The sequence below is a fragment of the Desulfovibrio gilichinskyi genome (assembly GCF_900177375.1).
Lineage (GTDB): Bacteria > Desulfobacterota > Desulfovibrionia > Desulfovibrionales > Desulfovibrionaceae > Maridesulfovibrio > Maridesulfovibrio gilichinskyi.
In genome coordinates this window covers 779,274-795,595 of sequence record NZ_FWZU01000002.1, presented here as the reverse complement: position 1 = coordinate 795,595, position 16,322 = coordinate 779,274, and the positions used below count along the sequence as shown (strand labels likewise).

At 40.0% G+C, this 16,322-nt stretch carries 15 protein-coding genes and 1 CRISPR repeat array; of the genes, 9 read left to right on the top strand and 6 right to left on the bottom strand.

Translation table 11 applies throughout. The features are described from left to right. Window positions 1–320: CRISPR-associated protein Csx3 (locus B9N78_RS08535; RefSeq protein WP_085101221.1), on the top strand; the 320-nt coding region annotated here is incomplete at its 5' end. A gap of 76 nt (window positions 321–396) precedes the next feature. Further along, the gene (locus tag B9N78_RS08530; protein WP_085101218.1) at window positions 397–1,176 is read left to right on the top strand and encodes a hypothetical protein; all 780 of its coding nucleotides are present in this window, start codon (window positions 397–399) and stop codon (window positions 1,174–1,176) included. A gap of 145 nt (window positions 1,177–1,321) precedes the next feature. Continuing rightward, a CRISPR array of direct repeats spans window positions 1,322–1,641; the repeat unit is 35 nt; unit sequence GTCTTAATGCCTCAATTGGCGGAGCCCATTTATAC. 433 nt (window positions 1,642–2,074) lie between these two features. Here the strand turns inward: B9N78_RS08530 and B9N78_RS08525 are convergent. The 4 genes from B9N78_RS08525 to B9N78_RS08510 all read right to left on the bottom strand — a co-directional run bounded on the left by B9N78_RS08525 (window position 2,075) and on the right by B9N78_RS08510 (window position 6,095). Next, window positions 2,075–3,073: a hypothetical protein gene (locus B9N78_RS08525; protein ID WP_085101215.1), complete on the bottom strand. Its 999-nt coding sequence runs from the start codon at window positions 3,071–3,073 to the stop codon at window positions 2,075–2,077. Window positions 3,074–3,235: 162 nt separating this feature from the next. Beyond that, window positions 3,236–3,916 (bottom strand): hypothetical protein, encoded by a 681-nt coding sequence (locus B9N78_RS08520; RefSeq protein ID WP_085101214.1) that lies wholly within the window; start codon window positions 3,914–3,916, stop codon window positions 3,236–3,238. A gap of 33 nt (window positions 3,917–3,949) precedes the next feature. After that, window positions 3,950–4,828 carry a CRISPR system precrRNA processing endoribonuclease RAMP protein Cas6 gene (gene cas6, locus B9N78_RS08515; protein WP_085101212.1) on the bottom strand — a complete coding sequence of 293 codons (879 nt, stop codon included), beginning with the start codon at window positions 4,826–4,828 and terminating at the stop codon, window positions 3,950–3,952. Window positions 4,829–5,525: 697 nt separating this feature from the next. Then, entirely contained in the window at window positions 5,526–6,095 is a 570-nt protein-coding gene (locus B9N78_RS08510) for a hypothetical protein (protein ID WP_085101209.1), read from the bottom strand. Between the two features lie 153 nt (window positions 6,096–6,248). On the opposite strand from B9N78_RS08510, the gene cmr1 reads away from it, so the two are divergent. The 6 genes from cmr1 to cmr6 are packed head-to-tail and all read left to right on the top strand — an operon-like array spanning window position 6,249 to window position 12,838. Further along, complete coding sequence (cmr1, locus tag B9N78_RS08505) at window positions 6,249–7,268, top strand: type III-B CRISPR module RAMP protein Cmr1 (protein ID WP_085101206.1); 1,020 nt, start codon at window positions 6,249–6,251, stop codon at window positions 7,266–7,268. Then, window positions 7,268–9,259: a type III-B CRISPR-associated protein Cas10/Cmr2 gene (cas10, locus tag B9N78_RS08500; RefSeq protein WP_085101203.1), complete on the top strand. Its 1,992-nt coding sequence runs from the start codon at window positions 7,268–7,270 to the stop codon at window positions 9,257–9,259. The genes cmr1 and cas10 overlap by 1 nt, the downstream gene beginning before the upstream one ends. Next, entirely contained in the window at window positions 9,250–10,434 is a 1,185-nt protein-coding gene (locus tag B9N78_RS08495) for a type III-B CRISPR module-associated Cmr3 family protein (protein WP_085101200.1), read from the top strand. Before cas10 ends, B9N78_RS08495 begins: the two co-directional genes overlap by 10 nt. Before the next feature lie 2 nt (window positions 10,435–10,436). Further along, complete coding sequence (gene cmr4, locus B9N78_RS08490) at window positions 10,437–11,303, top strand: type III-B CRISPR module RAMP protein Cmr4 (protein ID WP_085101197.1); 867 nt, start codon at window positions 10,437–10,439, stop codon at window positions 11,301–11,303. After that, window positions 11,293–11,772 carry a type III-B CRISPR module-associated protein Cmr5 gene (gene cmr5 / locus B9N78_RS08485; protein ID WP_085101194.1) on the top strand — a complete coding sequence of 160 codons (480 nt, stop codon included), beginning with the start codon at window positions 11,293–11,295 and terminating at the stop codon, window positions 11,770–11,772. Before cmr4 ends, cmr5 begins: the two co-directional genes overlap by 11 nt. Beyond that, window positions 11,762–12,838 carry a type III-B CRISPR module RAMP protein Cmr6 gene (gene cmr6 / locus B9N78_RS08480; protein WP_085101191.1) on the top strand — a complete coding sequence of 359 codons (1,077 nt, stop codon included), beginning with the start codon at window positions 11,762–11,764 and terminating at the stop codon, window positions 12,836–12,838. The genes cmr5 and cmr6 overlap by 11 nt, the downstream gene beginning before the upstream one ends. A gap of 421 nt (window positions 12,839–13,259) precedes the next feature. Here cmr6 and B9N78_RS08470 read toward each other — a convergent pair whose 3' ends face one another. Continuing rightward, window positions 13,260–14,048 (bottom strand): hypothetical protein, encoded by a 789-nt coding sequence (locus B9N78_RS08470; RefSeq protein WP_085101185.1) that lies wholly within the window; start codon window positions 14,046–14,048, stop codon window positions 13,260–13,262. 73 nt (window positions 14,049–14,121) lie between these two features. Continuing rightward, window positions 14,122–14,916: a hypothetical protein gene (locus B9N78_RS08465; RefSeq protein WP_085101182.1), complete on the bottom strand. Its 795-nt coding sequence runs from the start codon at window positions 14,914–14,916 to the stop codon at window positions 14,122–14,124. Window positions 14,917–15,272: 356 nt separating this feature from the next. On the opposite strand from B9N78_RS08465, the gene map reads away from it, so the two are divergent. Further along, the gene (gene map, locus B9N78_RS08460; protein WP_085101179.1) at window positions 15,273–16,151 is read left to right on the top strand and encodes a type I methionyl aminopeptidase; all 879 of its coding nucleotides are present in this window, start codon (window positions 15,273–15,275) and stop codon (window positions 16,149–16,151) included. Window positions 16,152–16,322 lie beyond the last annotated feature (171 nt).

Sequence of the window (16,322 nt, the reverse complement as noted above, 5' to 3'; positions counted from 1 at the left end):
CAATGGCTGGAAGTCACCTGCTGAATTTGAAACCAACTGTCAGGAAAATATTTTTGTGGCTTAACTCACTGTCCAGAAAAGTGTGGCAGGATCATCTTGGAAATATATTTGAAGAAACAGCCAAGCTTGATGCAATAAACGATTATTGCAAGCAAGCTGAAAAACAGGCAGGAAAAGGAAATAACATAGTACTAACCGGACGTGCTCCGGTCTGGATGTATCTATCTATAGCACATCACATGCATGGTTTGGCTAAGTCACTTTCGTATGACTCTCCGGTAACCGGAATTGTGCAGATTTTTAATCATGATCCTAGATAGACAGTTAACAATATTTTTTCTTCCCCTAAAGTACATATACATTGATTAATAATGTACATTTTCAAAGGACAAAATAATGAACGATATTAGCAATTATGAAGATAAAGAAAAATGCAAATGTTCTAATTGTTTTTTTTATCATTTCTGGAACCACGCAAAGAATTTAATAGTTGGTTTCAGTATCAGTTCTTTAAAATATTTAAGATTCACAACAAAACGATACCGCATTCCTATATTTTTCACAGTACTAGCACTCGCAGCACTGCTAGCATATATGTTCAAAATAAATAAGCAGATAGAAAAGGATATGTTCAGCGCATCATTTATTTCATCTGCTTTTATCTCCTTTGCTGCTCTTGTATTTACACTTTTTACAACAGTAAAAGACTGGCACCAATCATTTAAAAAATATATGAACATCACATTTTTTTTAGGCGAAGAGATAGTAATGAGAATTGAAAATGTGCCTCTTACGGGAGAAGCTGACATTCGTCAGTATGGCCAACAAGTTGGGAGTCAGGCAGCTACTCCTGAAGCAAAAGGAAAACAATCAAATCCTGCTCGATTAATGTTATTTCCTAGGCTGGAATTCAATTCCGAGTTACAACGCCGACACGAAAAGACAAAATATGAGGTGCAAATGCATCTAAGAGAAAAACCAAAAAAACTCCTTAATTATGAAGTTAAAAAAAACTCTAAGCACTACATTCTGTGGGATATTTTAAGTAAAGAAGGTATTATATTTCAATCCTTGAAAAAACCGCTAGCAACAAGCCTCAAAAAACAACTCCGCAAGCCATTACCTCGTATAATTTTAGAGCAATCGTTCAGAGCTGCAATGGCCAAAAAAAGATAAGTCAAAACAGATACTGAAACAAAAATATTGCAATAAAAAAAGCTGTGATAACTATCACAGCTTTTTTTATTGCATTGCCCATCTCAATTGGCGGAGCCCATTTATACTTACAAGAGCCATTCGACACGCATCTCTCGGATGTTTGGTCTTAATGCCTCAATTGGCGGAGCCCATTTATACTTACAAGAGCCATTCGACACGCATCTCTCGGATGTTTGGTCTTAATGCCTCAATTGGCGGAGCCCATTTATACGCTGCTTTAGTTAAGCTGACAGAGGCTGATATGTGTCTTAATGCCTCAATTGGCGGAGCCCATTTATACCAGAAGTGAAACCACCGACGGAGAATCCAGACGACAGGTCTTAATGCCTCAATTGGCGGAGCCCATTTATACTTTTATCTGTTTGCGTATTTGCTTTCGGGAGAGCTTGTCTTAATGCCTCAATTGGCGGAGCCCATTTATACAGCACCCTCTGGGAGCCCTTTAACCATGCGGTCTAAGAAGGGCAAATACGCTGGCGATTTATTTTGGACTCTTTTTCGACTTTTTTACACCTCAAAAACGGCCTAAAATGGACTCCAACCCATTGAATTCGTTAACTTGAGCTAGCGATTTTTATAAATATAATCAAAAACAACAATTTTATCAAGAATTTTAGCCGATTACAAAAGGCACTATTCAAAATAGAAATCACTCAAGTATTTTTAGTATCCGCTTTATAGTTCAACCCAATAACTACCTGTAATCATATCACAATATAATGATTCGAATAGACACTGTGTGTAACCTGCCAAATCCCAATGCTTTTTTATGTATACGGCTGTGAATTGGTCAGTAACTTAAAACATGCGGCAGATTTTGGAGTAAAAAGAGTAGATCCTTTTAGATATAACGATTCTAGATGCTTACAGCAATAAAGACAGATGTATAGTATATGGCAAATATAGTATTTTCTTTTTGATATAAAACATGTTGAAAATATTTAAGGTATATTTTTTTTAAAAGGGACTCAGTTTTACTGTATAGTGGCTTAAGCGGTGAGTTGTTAGTGTTAATTAAGATTTCATAATCTAGCCTAATAATTACAAAAATCACAAAGATAGAGACCATTACTGATTGTATAAGGTGAGAGTTTAATGTGTAATTTATAAAATTATCTTTATTTATTAATTTATACAACCACAGTGTTACATATATTACAAAAAATGATATAAGTATTGTTTTAAAAACTTTTGCTTGTGTTTTCTTTTTTCTTTTTTTGCGATTTTTATGTAGTGATCTTATTTTTTTATCTACCTCACTAAATTTAATACTTCCCCAAATTGGGACAGTTCTTATCCAAAATCTAGTGCAAACATTGGGGTAAAATACGATGATACCCATCATTATTGCTAACAAGCCCCAGATACAATAATCTTCATTTTTATAGTATAATAATATGTTAAAACTCATCAGTAACGAGAAGTTGTAGAGCGCTAAAATATACGGAACAAAATAAATTAATGTTTTTGGGATTACGGGTTTGTTATTTTGTAGATAGTCTAGGGCGAGTTCTTTTGTATTAGCCCAGTTAGTATTATTTATCGCTTTAATTATTTTTCGTCTAATTCTATTCTGATAATACATTAAAGAATATAGTTCAGCTAGTTTGCGAGAAGCTAATGATATTAGGGCCCAGATTGCAACAAAGTTTAAATAAGAAAAAATTGATAGAATTAATGTGTGGGATGAACTGGTTTTTCCGATGTACTTAAAAAGGAGGAAAAATAGCCCAGAGTTCATTATAATAAAAGTATTAATAATTATTTTTAAAGTACCACGTTTCGATTTAATGGATTCATCAATCGTATTTAGTTCCATACGAATAATTTCAATATCTTTATCGTAGTTATCCATCTTAATTCCTGATGTTTTTATGTGATCAGATGGGGTGTTGTTATTTTTGATATATCCTTTTTGTGGCTGTGGTTCAATCCTATCTTTTAGTAAATGTTAAATAATTTGATTTACTTTTTTAGAGTTCAAATCCATGCAAATAGAACAAATCTTCACAAATGATCAGGAAATCAAATTTCCCTCTTTTACAAATATTTTTTGATTTTTAAAGACTTCCCCTTTCGGCCTCTCCTCTATAAAACGCTCAAACGGCTTCCCTTCATCAGATGAAGAATTGAAAGAAAGACGTGTCCTGCAAACCTTTCCATTTCCATCTTCCTTCAGCAATACCCATTCATTTACTTCATGCACGGGTTTGAGCAATCTTGGAATATCCTCCAAATAGAAAATGACTACGTAATCCTTCGAAAGTCCGTCATCATTAACACTACTGCTTGTGCGGAGCTTAAAATATTGAAACGAACGCTCACCAAACAAAATCTGTGCTCCAAGCTGCTGTCCCCACGCCCGTAGATCACCTTCACTGGCAACAGGAAAACGTTCAGCTTTCATAAGCAAACTACCATCCTTTGCATACACAAATTCGGCAGTCAGAACCTTTGGCAAGCTGTCTTCCCACGATTTACGCTTATTAACCACAAACAAGGCCAAAGCTACAATCAAGGTCAATATTCCCACTATAGGTTCAAATATATTCCAATTTTTAGTCAGAAATTCCTTGCTCAAATCAAAATTTTCCCAGTCAGACAGCAAAAGAGAAAATGGAATAAAAAAAAGCAACAGCACACCAACCAACCTACTTTCTTTTTTGAAATATTTATAAAATTCATTTTTTTTCCCCATGATCCTCCCCTCCTAGCAGACGGAAAATCCTATTTATAAAACTCCACGGCATGCAAAGGTATGGTCCTCAGCCCCTCGCAACACATAACGCCCACATCCATAAGCCTTATTGCCGCCCACATGAACATATTGCCCGTACCACAGCAAAACACGCCATTCTTCAGGTACATTGGCGAAAGCAACATGCCCTTGCACGCCTTCAATTGTTTTACGCTTATGCTTATTTACCGGAACACTGTGATTACCCCGCAAAGGAGTCTCAATCTGCACAAATTGTTTATCCAATATCTCCACACCATCTAAATCTGCCATCTCTGATAATGGTTTGAGTGGAGAAACTTTGTTAACATGACTCCAAAGCTGTTTGAAAAAATGCTTCACAACAAAACAGCGATTTCCTTGCAGGGGAAATCGCTCACTAAATTCATCAGGGCTACGCATTTTCAGCGGAGACACAAATTGAACTGTAACCTCCCCCTCATGTATCCCGCACTGCAAATCTCCATCCTCATTATAAGCAGAGGCAACAGGCAATTCTGTCATTTTCAGATCATGAAAATTACCACCAAAAACAGGAGGATTTTCTTCCCAAGAATCAAGACTGCGTTGCCCTATTTCTGTAAATCTTTCTGCCAACTCAACCATATTTTCTGCTAATTCATCAGCACTATCCCCGACGCAATTAATGCCAAAGGTATAAACCTCCCCTGCCGCCATCTTCATTCTTCCGAACTCGCAAACAACAGGAACCATGCCCACAGGTAAATTATGTGCATTACTTTTAGGCGTAGCATAATCGCCAAAGACGGCTGCCAGAATCAATCCGCGGACTGCACTGCCATGATAAACAGAGCATTGTACCGAGCGGGTTAAAACAAAGGAAAAACGAAACTGGCGAACCGGAATATGCATGCTAAATTTCCTTATACAAATAAAAATTATCAGAAGACGCAAACTATACGACCTCTAACACCATTTCGCAATAGATGCAGAGCCTTACAAAATAAAAAAAACAAGCTTCGCAATTAAGCAAAGCTTGTTTCAAATGCCTCAATTGGCGGAGCCCATTTATACAAAAATGCTCTTGAATGGATAAGGATGGATAAGGCACAAGAGTCTTAATGCCTCAATTGGCGGAGCCCATTTATACCAACTCGCTCATTTGCTCAAAAGGTAACAATGAAAGTCTTAATGCCTCAATTGGCGGAGCCCATTTATACTGGTCGTTTTACGTCTGTACCAGTTTATACAAGTAGCACGTCTTAATGCCGCAATTGGCGGAGCCCATTTATACAATAGCGAACCGCTCCAGTGCGGATGTTACTCAGGTCTTAATGCCTCAATTGGCGGAGCCCATTTATACAGCACCCTCTGGGAGCCCTTTAACCATGCGGTCTAAGAAGGGCAAATACGCTGGCGATTTATTTTGGACTCTTTTTCGACTTTTTTACACCTCAAAAACGGCCTAAAATGGGCTCCAACCCATTGAATTAACTAACTTGCGCCAGCCTTTTTTATAAATATAATCAGAAACAACAATTTTATCAAGAATTTTAGTCAATTACAAAAAGCACTATTCAAAATAGAAATCACTCGAACATTGTTAGCATTAACACCTTTCCTCAATAAAAAGGTCAAGCTTACCATCCTTATCACGGATATTGACGAACTCTCCATTATCATAATGCGCACGGACCTCTTCGGGAATTTCTCGCAGGAAAAATACTATTTTGTATTCCTTATAGTCACCGGACTCACTAATCCGTTCACTTGTTTCAATTCTAAAATATTTTAATCCTCTGTTGGCTCCACTCATCTGAGCTCCAAGCTGCTGCCCCCAAGCTCGGATATCGCTCTCTTCAGCAAATGGAACATTGTCTGCCCTCATGATCAGGCTTCCATCATCGTTACAGCGAAACTCCGCAGTAAGCAACTTTGGTAAGTCTTCCTCCCACGCTTCTCTCAAATTTGCCACATACAAAACAATAGCTACGCCTAAAGTAATAGACCCTACTATAGGTTCAAAAATGTTCCATGTCTGAGTTAGAAAATTTTTATTAAATTCGAAACTATCCCAGTTGGAAAGTAAAAAGGACACTGGAACAAAAACAATCAATAAAATTCCTACTAATTCACTTTCATTAATCAAATACTTCCAAAACTTTGTTTTCTTTGCCATAATTTCCCCTCCAAATACTTATATTATTTTAAAACCATCCTTGTATAACGCAACCGGATATTGTATGCAATCTCGGAGGGATAACAAACTATAAAACTTTTGTCCTATATTTAATTAGATAAACATGACCATTTTATCAACTAAAGGATAAACATGCCGAGAATCAAAGTTGAATTATCAGCTGAATTCATCACTCCCTGCTTCGGAGGCGGTGTCAGCTCAAACACTTCAGTCAGCAATGCTGCGGAGCTGCGGGAGACCTCAATCCGTGGACAAATCCGCTGGTGGATGCAGGCCTGTGGAATGAGCCAAGAGAACGTTGCTAAATTATTAGGTTCAACGGATACGGGGCAATCTCCTGTCAGATTCAGGAAAAAAAAACTGATAGTCAACCGCAGTGAAACCGAAGATTGGTGGACGGATCCGCAATATCGGGCTTGCGTGGGATATCTCTGGTTTTTTGCTGCTCCATCAACCGCAAAAACTAAAAGCAAAAATGAAAGCAACCGTGTGGGGCAAAAATGTCTCTCTAAAGGAAGTAAGTTCACCATAGAACTAAGCTGTCGGCCAGAGCAAAAGGAAGATTTGAAAAAACTCGTTGCTTACTCCATTCTCTGGATAACCTTTGGTTCCATAGGCTCCCGCTCTACCAGAGCAGGAGGGTGCATGAAATTTCTTGGAATAAAAGAACAGCAGAATGCAGAAACCGTACTTCAGGGTTTTCAAGAGCTGGAAAAACTACCTCTAGCTGAGCTTTGGAAAGTTATCAGTACTGAACTTGGTCTCGGTGAAAATCCAGCCATCCCCTTCGAACTTAGATATAGCGATGATATTAGACTAAATGACAGCAACGCACCTCTTAACTGGTTTGCGCAACGCTGGAAATTAATTCGCGAGGACCTTAAGGGAGATCAAAAAGCCTTCTGGGGATTGCCGTTTAAGGACATAAAAGCACCAACCAAGTTCACAGACGACAAGGATAAACCGATCTCAACAGAGCGAATGACCTCGCATATCCACCTGCGACCATTGAAAATCAACGACACGTTCTACCCTGCTGCCCTGATATTTAACAAACGCATGGTCCTGAAAAATATCGATGAAGAGGCAGGTAATCGAGTTTTAAAAAAACACTTCCCGAAATCAGTCAGCTTCAGCGGGGGTGATGAATAATGCCCTATCTCATTAAAATAGGATTCGGACCTGTCCACGGATTCATTACTGCCGCACGCAAACTGGAAGACCTCTGTTCAGGAAGCTGCATGCTCAGTGACCTCATGAAAGAAGCGGCTGGTAAACTCGGCGACAAGCTTATTTATCCTGTTCTGCCTGCCAACAGATCAAAGGCGAACATGCCCAATGTTATGGTTCTGAAAACCGATTCCGAACCGTCAGAACTGGCCAAACAAATTATTGACGACATCAAACAAGATTTTTATGACCAGATTGCCGCGGCTGTAAAATCTCAAAAGCTATCAATAGACAACGACCTGTTAAATACAGTCATAGCCAGACAGACTTCGGGATTCCTTGAAACTGTGTGGAGTGCCGTTGAGCTGGGTTCTTCATTTGAAAACTCGCTTATCAAGCTTAATCAAAGGTTTGATGCTGCTAAGCGAACCCGCATGTTCTATCAGCAGGAAGAACCTGGTATGAAATGTACCTTGCAAACCAACCTGTCTGCACTGGCACCACAACCTCCTTCCGATAAAAACCCTGACCAGTTTACAAAAGATTGGTGGCTTAAGCTTTCCCGTAAATGTATTCGAGACCACGAAGGACGCGAACTGCGCAACGCCAGTAAGCTTGCCCGAAAGGGTGAACGATTTTCAGCTATAGGTCTTGCTAAACGCGTAAAGGCTCGCACTGATGAAGATACGCACCATTTCCCCTCAACCTGTGCAGTAGCTACAGCCATGTGGCGTAAGAGAATTATTGAAAAATCGGAAAACGATGACTTTAAGGCTGATGTTTTCGAAGCATTTTTTGATAAATGGTCTGACCTTAAAAAAAGCGACGATATTGAATTCAACGAAGTTACTAGAGATGTAATTCCGGCCCTTTCTGAAATGAAGAAAGGCTGTAATCTACCAGATGATATATTTGAAAAGCTACTGACCTGCGAAGCACAATGTTTCCGCAAAACAGATTTTGCTAATGAAAATATTAAAGAAAATAAAAATACTCAGTCAGACCCTATAGCAGAAGAAAGACGAGATTTAACCGATTATACTGAGGAAATAGGCGCAGGAACACCTCCCGGACATTACGCTCTATTATCCGCCGACGGCGACTCTATGGGCCGTTTTGTAGATGCCTGCAAGAATGAACAATCGCTAAGAATACTCAGCAATGCTCTGAAGGATTTTTCAGAACAAGCCTTTGCCACAATAGAAGGCGAAAATGTCTGCGGCCGGATAATCTATGCAGGCGGGGACGATGTACTCGCGGTAATGCCCGTTGACACTGCAATCAATGCAGCCTGTGAGCTTAGACGTATTTATCGTGAGAAACTCGGCGGGATCACATACACAGACGAAGACAACCATCCAATCAAAGCAACACTCAGCGTTGCCCTGCTTTTTGCTCCGGATAGCTATCCGCTGCACCGCCTGCTGGATAACGCCGAAGTAACCTTGAATGGAAAAGCCAAGGCCGAAGAGAAAGATGCCCTTGCGATTACCGTTTACAAAGGCGGCAGTGAAGTCAGTGCCACAGTTCTACCAACTGAAACGAGTGGATGGAAACTGAATGAATGGATAGACGGAAACGTAAAAGATGTTAGCGAAGATGACGACAAAAAGTTACCCGGCATGCGGGATCTTTTTGACACCAAAAAAATATCATCAAAATCTATGCATGACCTTCTCCGAGATCTTTCCATTATGGAGAAAGGCGACAGCAATGATCCAGAACTCATAAAGTCAATCGTCATGGGCAGAATAGCCACTAACAGGGCAACCAAAGACGAGGAAATTAAGCAGGTTCAGGAAAGACTAAATGAATTCTACGAAGCAATTGATGCAGAGAATACACTCCGCAACCGAGGAGACATAACTCCAATCGGAAATAACGACAGGACGGATTTCCGCAACAATGCTCCGACCTTTATAGCGTCAACCCTGATAACTCTTCGCAACATCTGGAGAATGCAATGTTTGTAGAAATAGCACCTCTTGATACAATATTCTGTCGAGACGGTCGCAGCTTCGGAGTCAATGAAGCACATGCAGTTGATTCAATCTTTCCTCCCCCTCCGTCGGTAATGTTCGGGGCAATGAGAGGAGGGATTTTCGTAACCCAAAACTTTGCGGCACTTGGACGTAATAAGATGGATCCGGGCTGGCCAAAATGGTTCGGAGACACAGAATCTGCCGGAGATCTGTTCCAAAAAGGACCTCTACCGGTAGTTGACGGACAAATAATGTTCCCGATGCCGCTAGACGGTTATGTGAAAAGTGGAAAGAACGGCGAATATACCATTTCAACTTTTAGGATCATAAAAAACAACTCCTCAACATCAAGTCTGGATCTGGAGCACCTTTTAATTCCACCGGAAGGTAAAAAACTGCCTAAATCCACAAACATAATGTGGATAAGTGCGTCTTCGCTGACCCGTTATCTAAATTCAGAAGAAGAGATATCACTCGAACTGAACAAAGATATTTACCCGCAGGACGAGCTCTGGACCCCGGAACTCCGCACCAATGTGGGTATAAATCCGGAGACCAACGCGGGAAAAGATGCCATCCTGTTTTCGCTGAAACATGTCAGAATGAACAGCAAACGCAATGCCCGCTTGCTCTGCAAATGGGGGAGCAATGACAGTACTTCTCTTCAAATTCTTAAGGATATCATCACTGACACGCAGGGTTCTCTTGCTGTAGCCGGTGAACGCCGCTGCGGTTCAGTGGCTACTTCAGATCTGAGATGGCCTGACGCATCCATTAACACCATCACGCCAGACAAAGAGGGCTATGTATCATTTCGTATCTACATAGCAACTCCGGCATATTTCGATGGAGGCTGGAGACCCGAATCAGACAGCAACAAAGAGTGTATTATCAAGAGCAGTGCCGGAAATGTAAAAGCAACATTATTGACGGCAGCCGTCGGCAAGCCTTTTTATCTCGGTGGATATGACATCCATAAAAGACAACAAAGGCCCGCGAGAGGTTTTGTTCCGGCTGGCAGTGTATACCACTTCAAGGCAAAAGCTGATCAACTGGAAAAAATAATCAAACTGAACGGACAAGTTATCGGCGATAATGATTTCTTAAGAGCGCAAGGTTTCGGCCTCTGCCTGCTCGGCAACCCTATTTCAAACAGTCAGGAGTAGTCATGTTTACTGATTCAAAAATACTTATATATAGAGCTGTAACACCTCTGCATTGCGGCGCGACTGAATCCGGTGACGGCATAGACCGACCCGTTGTCCGTGAACGGTATACCAATTTCCCGTTCATCCCGGCAACCTCTCTTAAAGGAGTCTGGAGAAATATTTGCCAGCGCAGTAAAAACAATACTTGCAATGAAAAGTGGGATGATGCTGAAGTAACAGCGGCTTTCGGTCCAGATTCAGAAAAAGCAGATAAAAATGGTGCGGGATTACTAGGTTTCGTTGACGCACAGGTGCTTTATATTCCTGTAAGAGCAAGCGCCCGAACATTTTTTATAATCACCTGCCCGCTTCAGTTAAGCAGATTTAATGAAACCTTGGCAAAACAAGAAATCAAACCATTTAAAATAACAGACATAGATGATAACACAATCAAATCATCTGCATTGGCAGCCATAAACGAAGTGTACCTTGAGGACATCAAGCTAAAGGCTGAATCAGAAGAACTTAATTTGCCGTCATACGGAGTCCCTGATTACTTAAAAAGCAGACTGGCCCTTGTTTCTGATGAAACATTTGAATGGTTCGCATCCAATGCCATGGAAATACGCGCCCATAATAAGCTCAGTAAAACTAAACAGTCTGACAACCTCTGGTATGAAGAATTTGTTCCGGCAGAAAGCATATTTTTCGGACAGTTGCTTGAAAGCCCGCCTTACAAAGAAGATAATTCGGCTATCCCCGGCCAATATTCCGCAAAGATAATGAAGACCAAGCCTCAGCTCTTTCAAGTTGGCGGCAACGAGTCCACCGGACACGGGTTAATGGAAATAACTCCTATTGAAAAAGGAGAAAGTCATGGAGAGTAGAGACAACACATTGTCTAAAAGAGCTTTTGATTTTATCAACGAGCATAAAGCCACCTATAGTGAGACTGAGAAAGAAAAAGCAAAAAAGAAAGAGAAAGCGGCAGACATCAGAACAGAACTTGAAGGATTACCGGCAAAAATAAAAATTAACGGGCTTTCGCAAACTTTAATTTTTCTCCTTGAGAAGTCAAAAACAGACAACAGCGGTAACGAACAAAATGACCGCTATCTTATCGGCAAAGAACTTGTTGAATACCTTGCTTCGACTCAAAAAAAACTACAGAAAAGTCAGACGGGTAAACAACTCACTGATTATCCTGAGGAAGCCTACAAAATATGCAGTAACAATTTACGCCATGCAACGGCTGAAGCTGTGGCGTACACAGCGTGGCTGAAACGCATGGCTAAAGCTATCATACCCAAAAAAGAGACTGGAAAAGCTAAAAATGAGGTGAGCGATGAAAATTGATCTTCAAGCTGTTCATCCATCACTGCTAATTCATAAACTGGGATTGCACGCTCTTATCTTAGAAAAGCCGGGAAACGCCTCTCTTTCAATCGGCAAGCCCGAAAACAATGGCTATATAGGAGATAAGAGAACTGTGCTGGATGCTCTGACCAGATCAGTTCAGGATGATAATTTCAGAAATATTTATGACATTTTTTACAATCAAAAATGGCTTAAGTATCTTGAAGAAACCGGTGCACTTAAACTTGAAGCCAAAACCGGATCAAGATTTATATCGGGACTCAGCTACGGAGCAGCAATGCATGTGGGCTTTTCACTGCACCATACTTACGGCGTTCCATATATTCCAGGATCTTCTGTAAAGGGAGCCTGCAAGGCGATTGCAATGATGGAGGCAAAAGAAAGTCCAGAGGAGGATAAGACGAAACAGCTTAAACTCATAAATGAGATTTATGGAGGGGATGAGGGCAGTAACGGAGAAGTGATATTCCTGGATGCCTTCCCTGTTCCGCTGACTAAAAAAAACTCTTTGTTGTTGGATCTTGACGTAATTACGCCTCATCATACCAAAGGTAATTCAAACGAAAAAGGGTATGGAACCTCACCGGATATAGAAGAACCAGTTCCGGTTGAATTCGCAGTGGTTCCAGAAGGAATCTCCTTTACCTTCGCATTTATTTGCCAGAATGATGAAAACAAGAATATAGAATACCGAAAACAGGTGGCAGCACACTGGCAACTTGCTTGTGAAGAAGGGTTCGGAGCAAAAACATCCAGTGGATATGGATATTTTGAACTGTACAGAGAGACTAAAGATATAATCAAAAAGCTAGACCCTCAAGCTGTTATGAAAGATTTCAAAGCGTATGTACTTACCAACAAAAGCCAGCTCAACAATGTACTGGAAAAATGTGTTAAATACATAACTGAAAACGAACTTCCTGCCGAAACTCAGAAAGAAATGGCCACATTTCTTGTCGAAAATTTAGGCGCAAAAACTTTAAAGAAAAAAGGAAAAAAAGGAAGTGAAGCAGCATTGGATTTAGAAAGGCTATGGCGAGCATAGTTTAATTGTAATTAATCATAACAAAACACCGTAGAGTGTTTGTTAAATCTACGGTGTTTTTAAAAATTATCTTCTAAGCTTGTTTCTAACGGCAAATGCGAGCAAAGCAGCATTAATTGTCATTAAAAACTTAAGAAATACCTTCACGAGTTTAGCAAGAACTGGCACCGCATGTACATCTTGCACACATGATCCAGTGTCAACAGGCACTCCTCCAAGATCAACTATTGGAAAGAAATACTGCCACGAAATTGATTCTGCTGAAAAAAATGATGAAAGAAAAAACGGGATTACAAAGCATGTAAATAAAAGAAAACCAAAGCACCTCAACGGTTTTTCACCATAACCAGAAACAGCCCAATATGAATATGTCATAAGCTTCTTTTACTTAGATATCTAAATACAGACAGCAATTATTCACCTAAACCAGCACATCTACTTTTTCACCAATTACGACACGACCTGACCTGCTCGCCGTGCCCGCGGGAGTGGCATCTTTCGAAACAGAAGTACCAGCTTCGACTCCGGCAGCCCCAGCCGCTACGGATTCACTGGAACCTGCTTCAACTCCACTTTGAACTGCCTGAGCAGGATTCACAGTCTCAGGGTTGCTTTCTGAAACCTTCGCATCTGCATTATTAGGGTCAGTCTTTGGTTCAGCATCCTTTGCTTCGGCTTCTTTAGCTTCTGTCTTCTTTTCTTCCTGTTTTTTCTCTATAACTTCTTCAGTACGTTTTTCAGTGTCTTCTTTTATTTCTTTTGATTCTTCTGTGACTTCCTTACCTGTTGCTTGTCCTAACATTTTACCAGGCGCGTCAGTAGCAATCGTTTTTACATCTGAAAATGCCATATCTTTAGCAACAAACCATTCTTTACCCGCAGCTATAAGCTTTTCGGTTTCCGCGGACCTATATGCCATCACGCCTTTAATTACATTAGTAAAATTAGTCATAAGAGTATTTTCAAGCCTAAGACTTTTTAAATTAATCGTACTATATTTTGTATTGTCAGCTTCCTGATGAACAAAGCTGCCTGCAAGCAGATTAAGACGTTCAGGCCTACGAGAAGTGCTAACTGATTTCTCTTCAACTGCAGTCTTAGAAGGATCTTCAGGATTTGACTGAACAGTTTCTTCTGTTTTCTCTTTAGTCACATTTGAGACATTCAGGCTCGAAAAACTTATATTGCTTCCACTTGATCCTATTTTCATAACAGCCTCAGTTTATATAATACTATAGTTACTATAATATATAGATCTCTAAGTACAAGCCGCAATTATTCATCTAAACTAATACATCAACTTTTTTACTAGTTCCCGCACTAGTTGACCTGCTAGCCGTATTCTCAGAAGCAGAACCTTTAGCAGTGGCAGCCCCAGCTTCGACTCCGGCAGCCCCAGCCGCTACGGATTCACTGGAACCTGCTTCAACTCCACTTTGAACAGCCTGAGCAGGATTCACAGTCTCAGGGTTGCTTTCTGAAACCTTCGCATCTGCAATATTAGAATCAGTCTTCGGTTCAGCATCCTTTGCTTCGGCTTCCTTAGCTTCTGTCTTCTTTTCTTCCTGTTTCTTCTCTACTACTTCTTCAGTACGTTTTTCAGTGTCTTCTTTAGCTTCCTTAGCTTCTTCTTCCAGATGCTCTTCATTAACATCATCAACTACTTTTTCATGTGCTTGTTTACCGAATTTTGATGCTTCGATGCGTGCTATTGCTTTGGCATCTCCAATCGACAGACCCTCTTCCATTAATGACTCTGTTCGATCCAACCTATAGTCGACAATTCCATTTATAATCAGATTATATTTAGACATCATACTGCTATTCGCTTGGCTGGCTTTTAAATTTTTTAAACTATAATTATCTTCATCTTCTTCTTGTTCTTGATGAACAAAACTGCGTGCAAGCAGATTAAGACGTTCCAACCTTGGTGGGGAACTAACTTTTTTTTCATCAACAGCTGTTTTTGAAGAGTCTTCTGAACTTGATTGAACTGTTTCCTCTGTTTTTTCTTTAGCCGCATTGGCGACATTCAGACTCGAAAAACTTATATTGCTTCCACTTGAGCCGATTCTCATAACAACCTCCTCTTACACTGGTTTATACTCTATATAATCGGCCCACTCTTAACATTTCTTTAGGTTCAAAAATTAAAAATATACTAAATATTCATACTTCACACTTAAAAACATTATAATATATGTTAACTATAACAAATAATTTTATTTATTTAAAAATAACAGTCTTTTAATCTTAAAATTTGATCGTTGAGCAGTTTACACTCTGATCAATCATTCTCGAATCGCTCTAAATTTTTTATAAAATAAAACAATCTGATTATTTACGATAAAGCTTTTCAATCGTGGCTTTTTTTGTCAAAATTTCTAACTTCCGGCGGGAACTTCCGCCATAAATATATATCAGGAGATTATTGATGAACGTCAAAACAGGCCGCAACGATCCATGTCCATGCGGTAGCGGTAAAAAATATAAGAAGTGCTGTATGGGTACTGAAAATGCGGAAAAACTTAATTTGCCTGAGACCTTTCTCAAACGATATAATATCCGCTTGAAAACACCGGAACAAATAGAAGGTATTCGCCGCGCCGGTAAACTGGTTATGCAAACCTTTGATGCAATCAAAGATATGATCAGACCTGGTGTGAAAACCGATGAAATCAATCAGATAGTGCACGAGTTCACCGTTAAAAACGGGGCAATACCAGCTCCGTTAAACTATCACGGCTTTCCAAAGAGCGTTTGTATCTCTCCAAACGAGGTTATTTGTCACGGAATTCCCGGTGACTACACTCTTAAAGACGGTGACATCGTCAATGTAGATATTACAAGCATACTCGATGGTTACTACGCTGATTGCAACCAGACTTTCTTTGTCGGGGAACCTTCGCCTGAAGCACGCAAAATTGTTGATGTAACGCGCGAATGTCTGCGCTTGGGTCTGCAACAGGCCAAGCCAGGAAACTTAGTAAATGATATATCCTCTGCCATTCAGACCTATGCAGAAGAACAAGGATGCTCAGTTGTGCGCGAATATCTGGGACATGGTGTGGGACTCGACTTCCACGAAGCTCCGAACATTCCGCACTTCCGTTCCAGCTGGGGCAATGTTCCCCTCGTACCGGGAATGACATTTACCATTGAACCGATGATAAACATCGGCGGTAAAGAAATACAAATTCTGGATGATAAATGGACAGCCGTAACAAAAGACGGCTCCCTCTCCGCCCAGTTCGAACAGACAATAGTCATTACCGAAGACGGCTTTGAGAGTTTAACTCCGTTTAAGTTGTAAAAATAATTAACGACAAACAGTAAATCCTGTTAATATAACAAAACTCGGCAGGATTTACTGTTTGTAATTTATTGTATTAAAAAATATAATTATTACAAAATATTATCAGCACATTGTTCACTGACATAACATATTACTTTTATTCCGGTTAAATAGTTATTTAATTCTCAC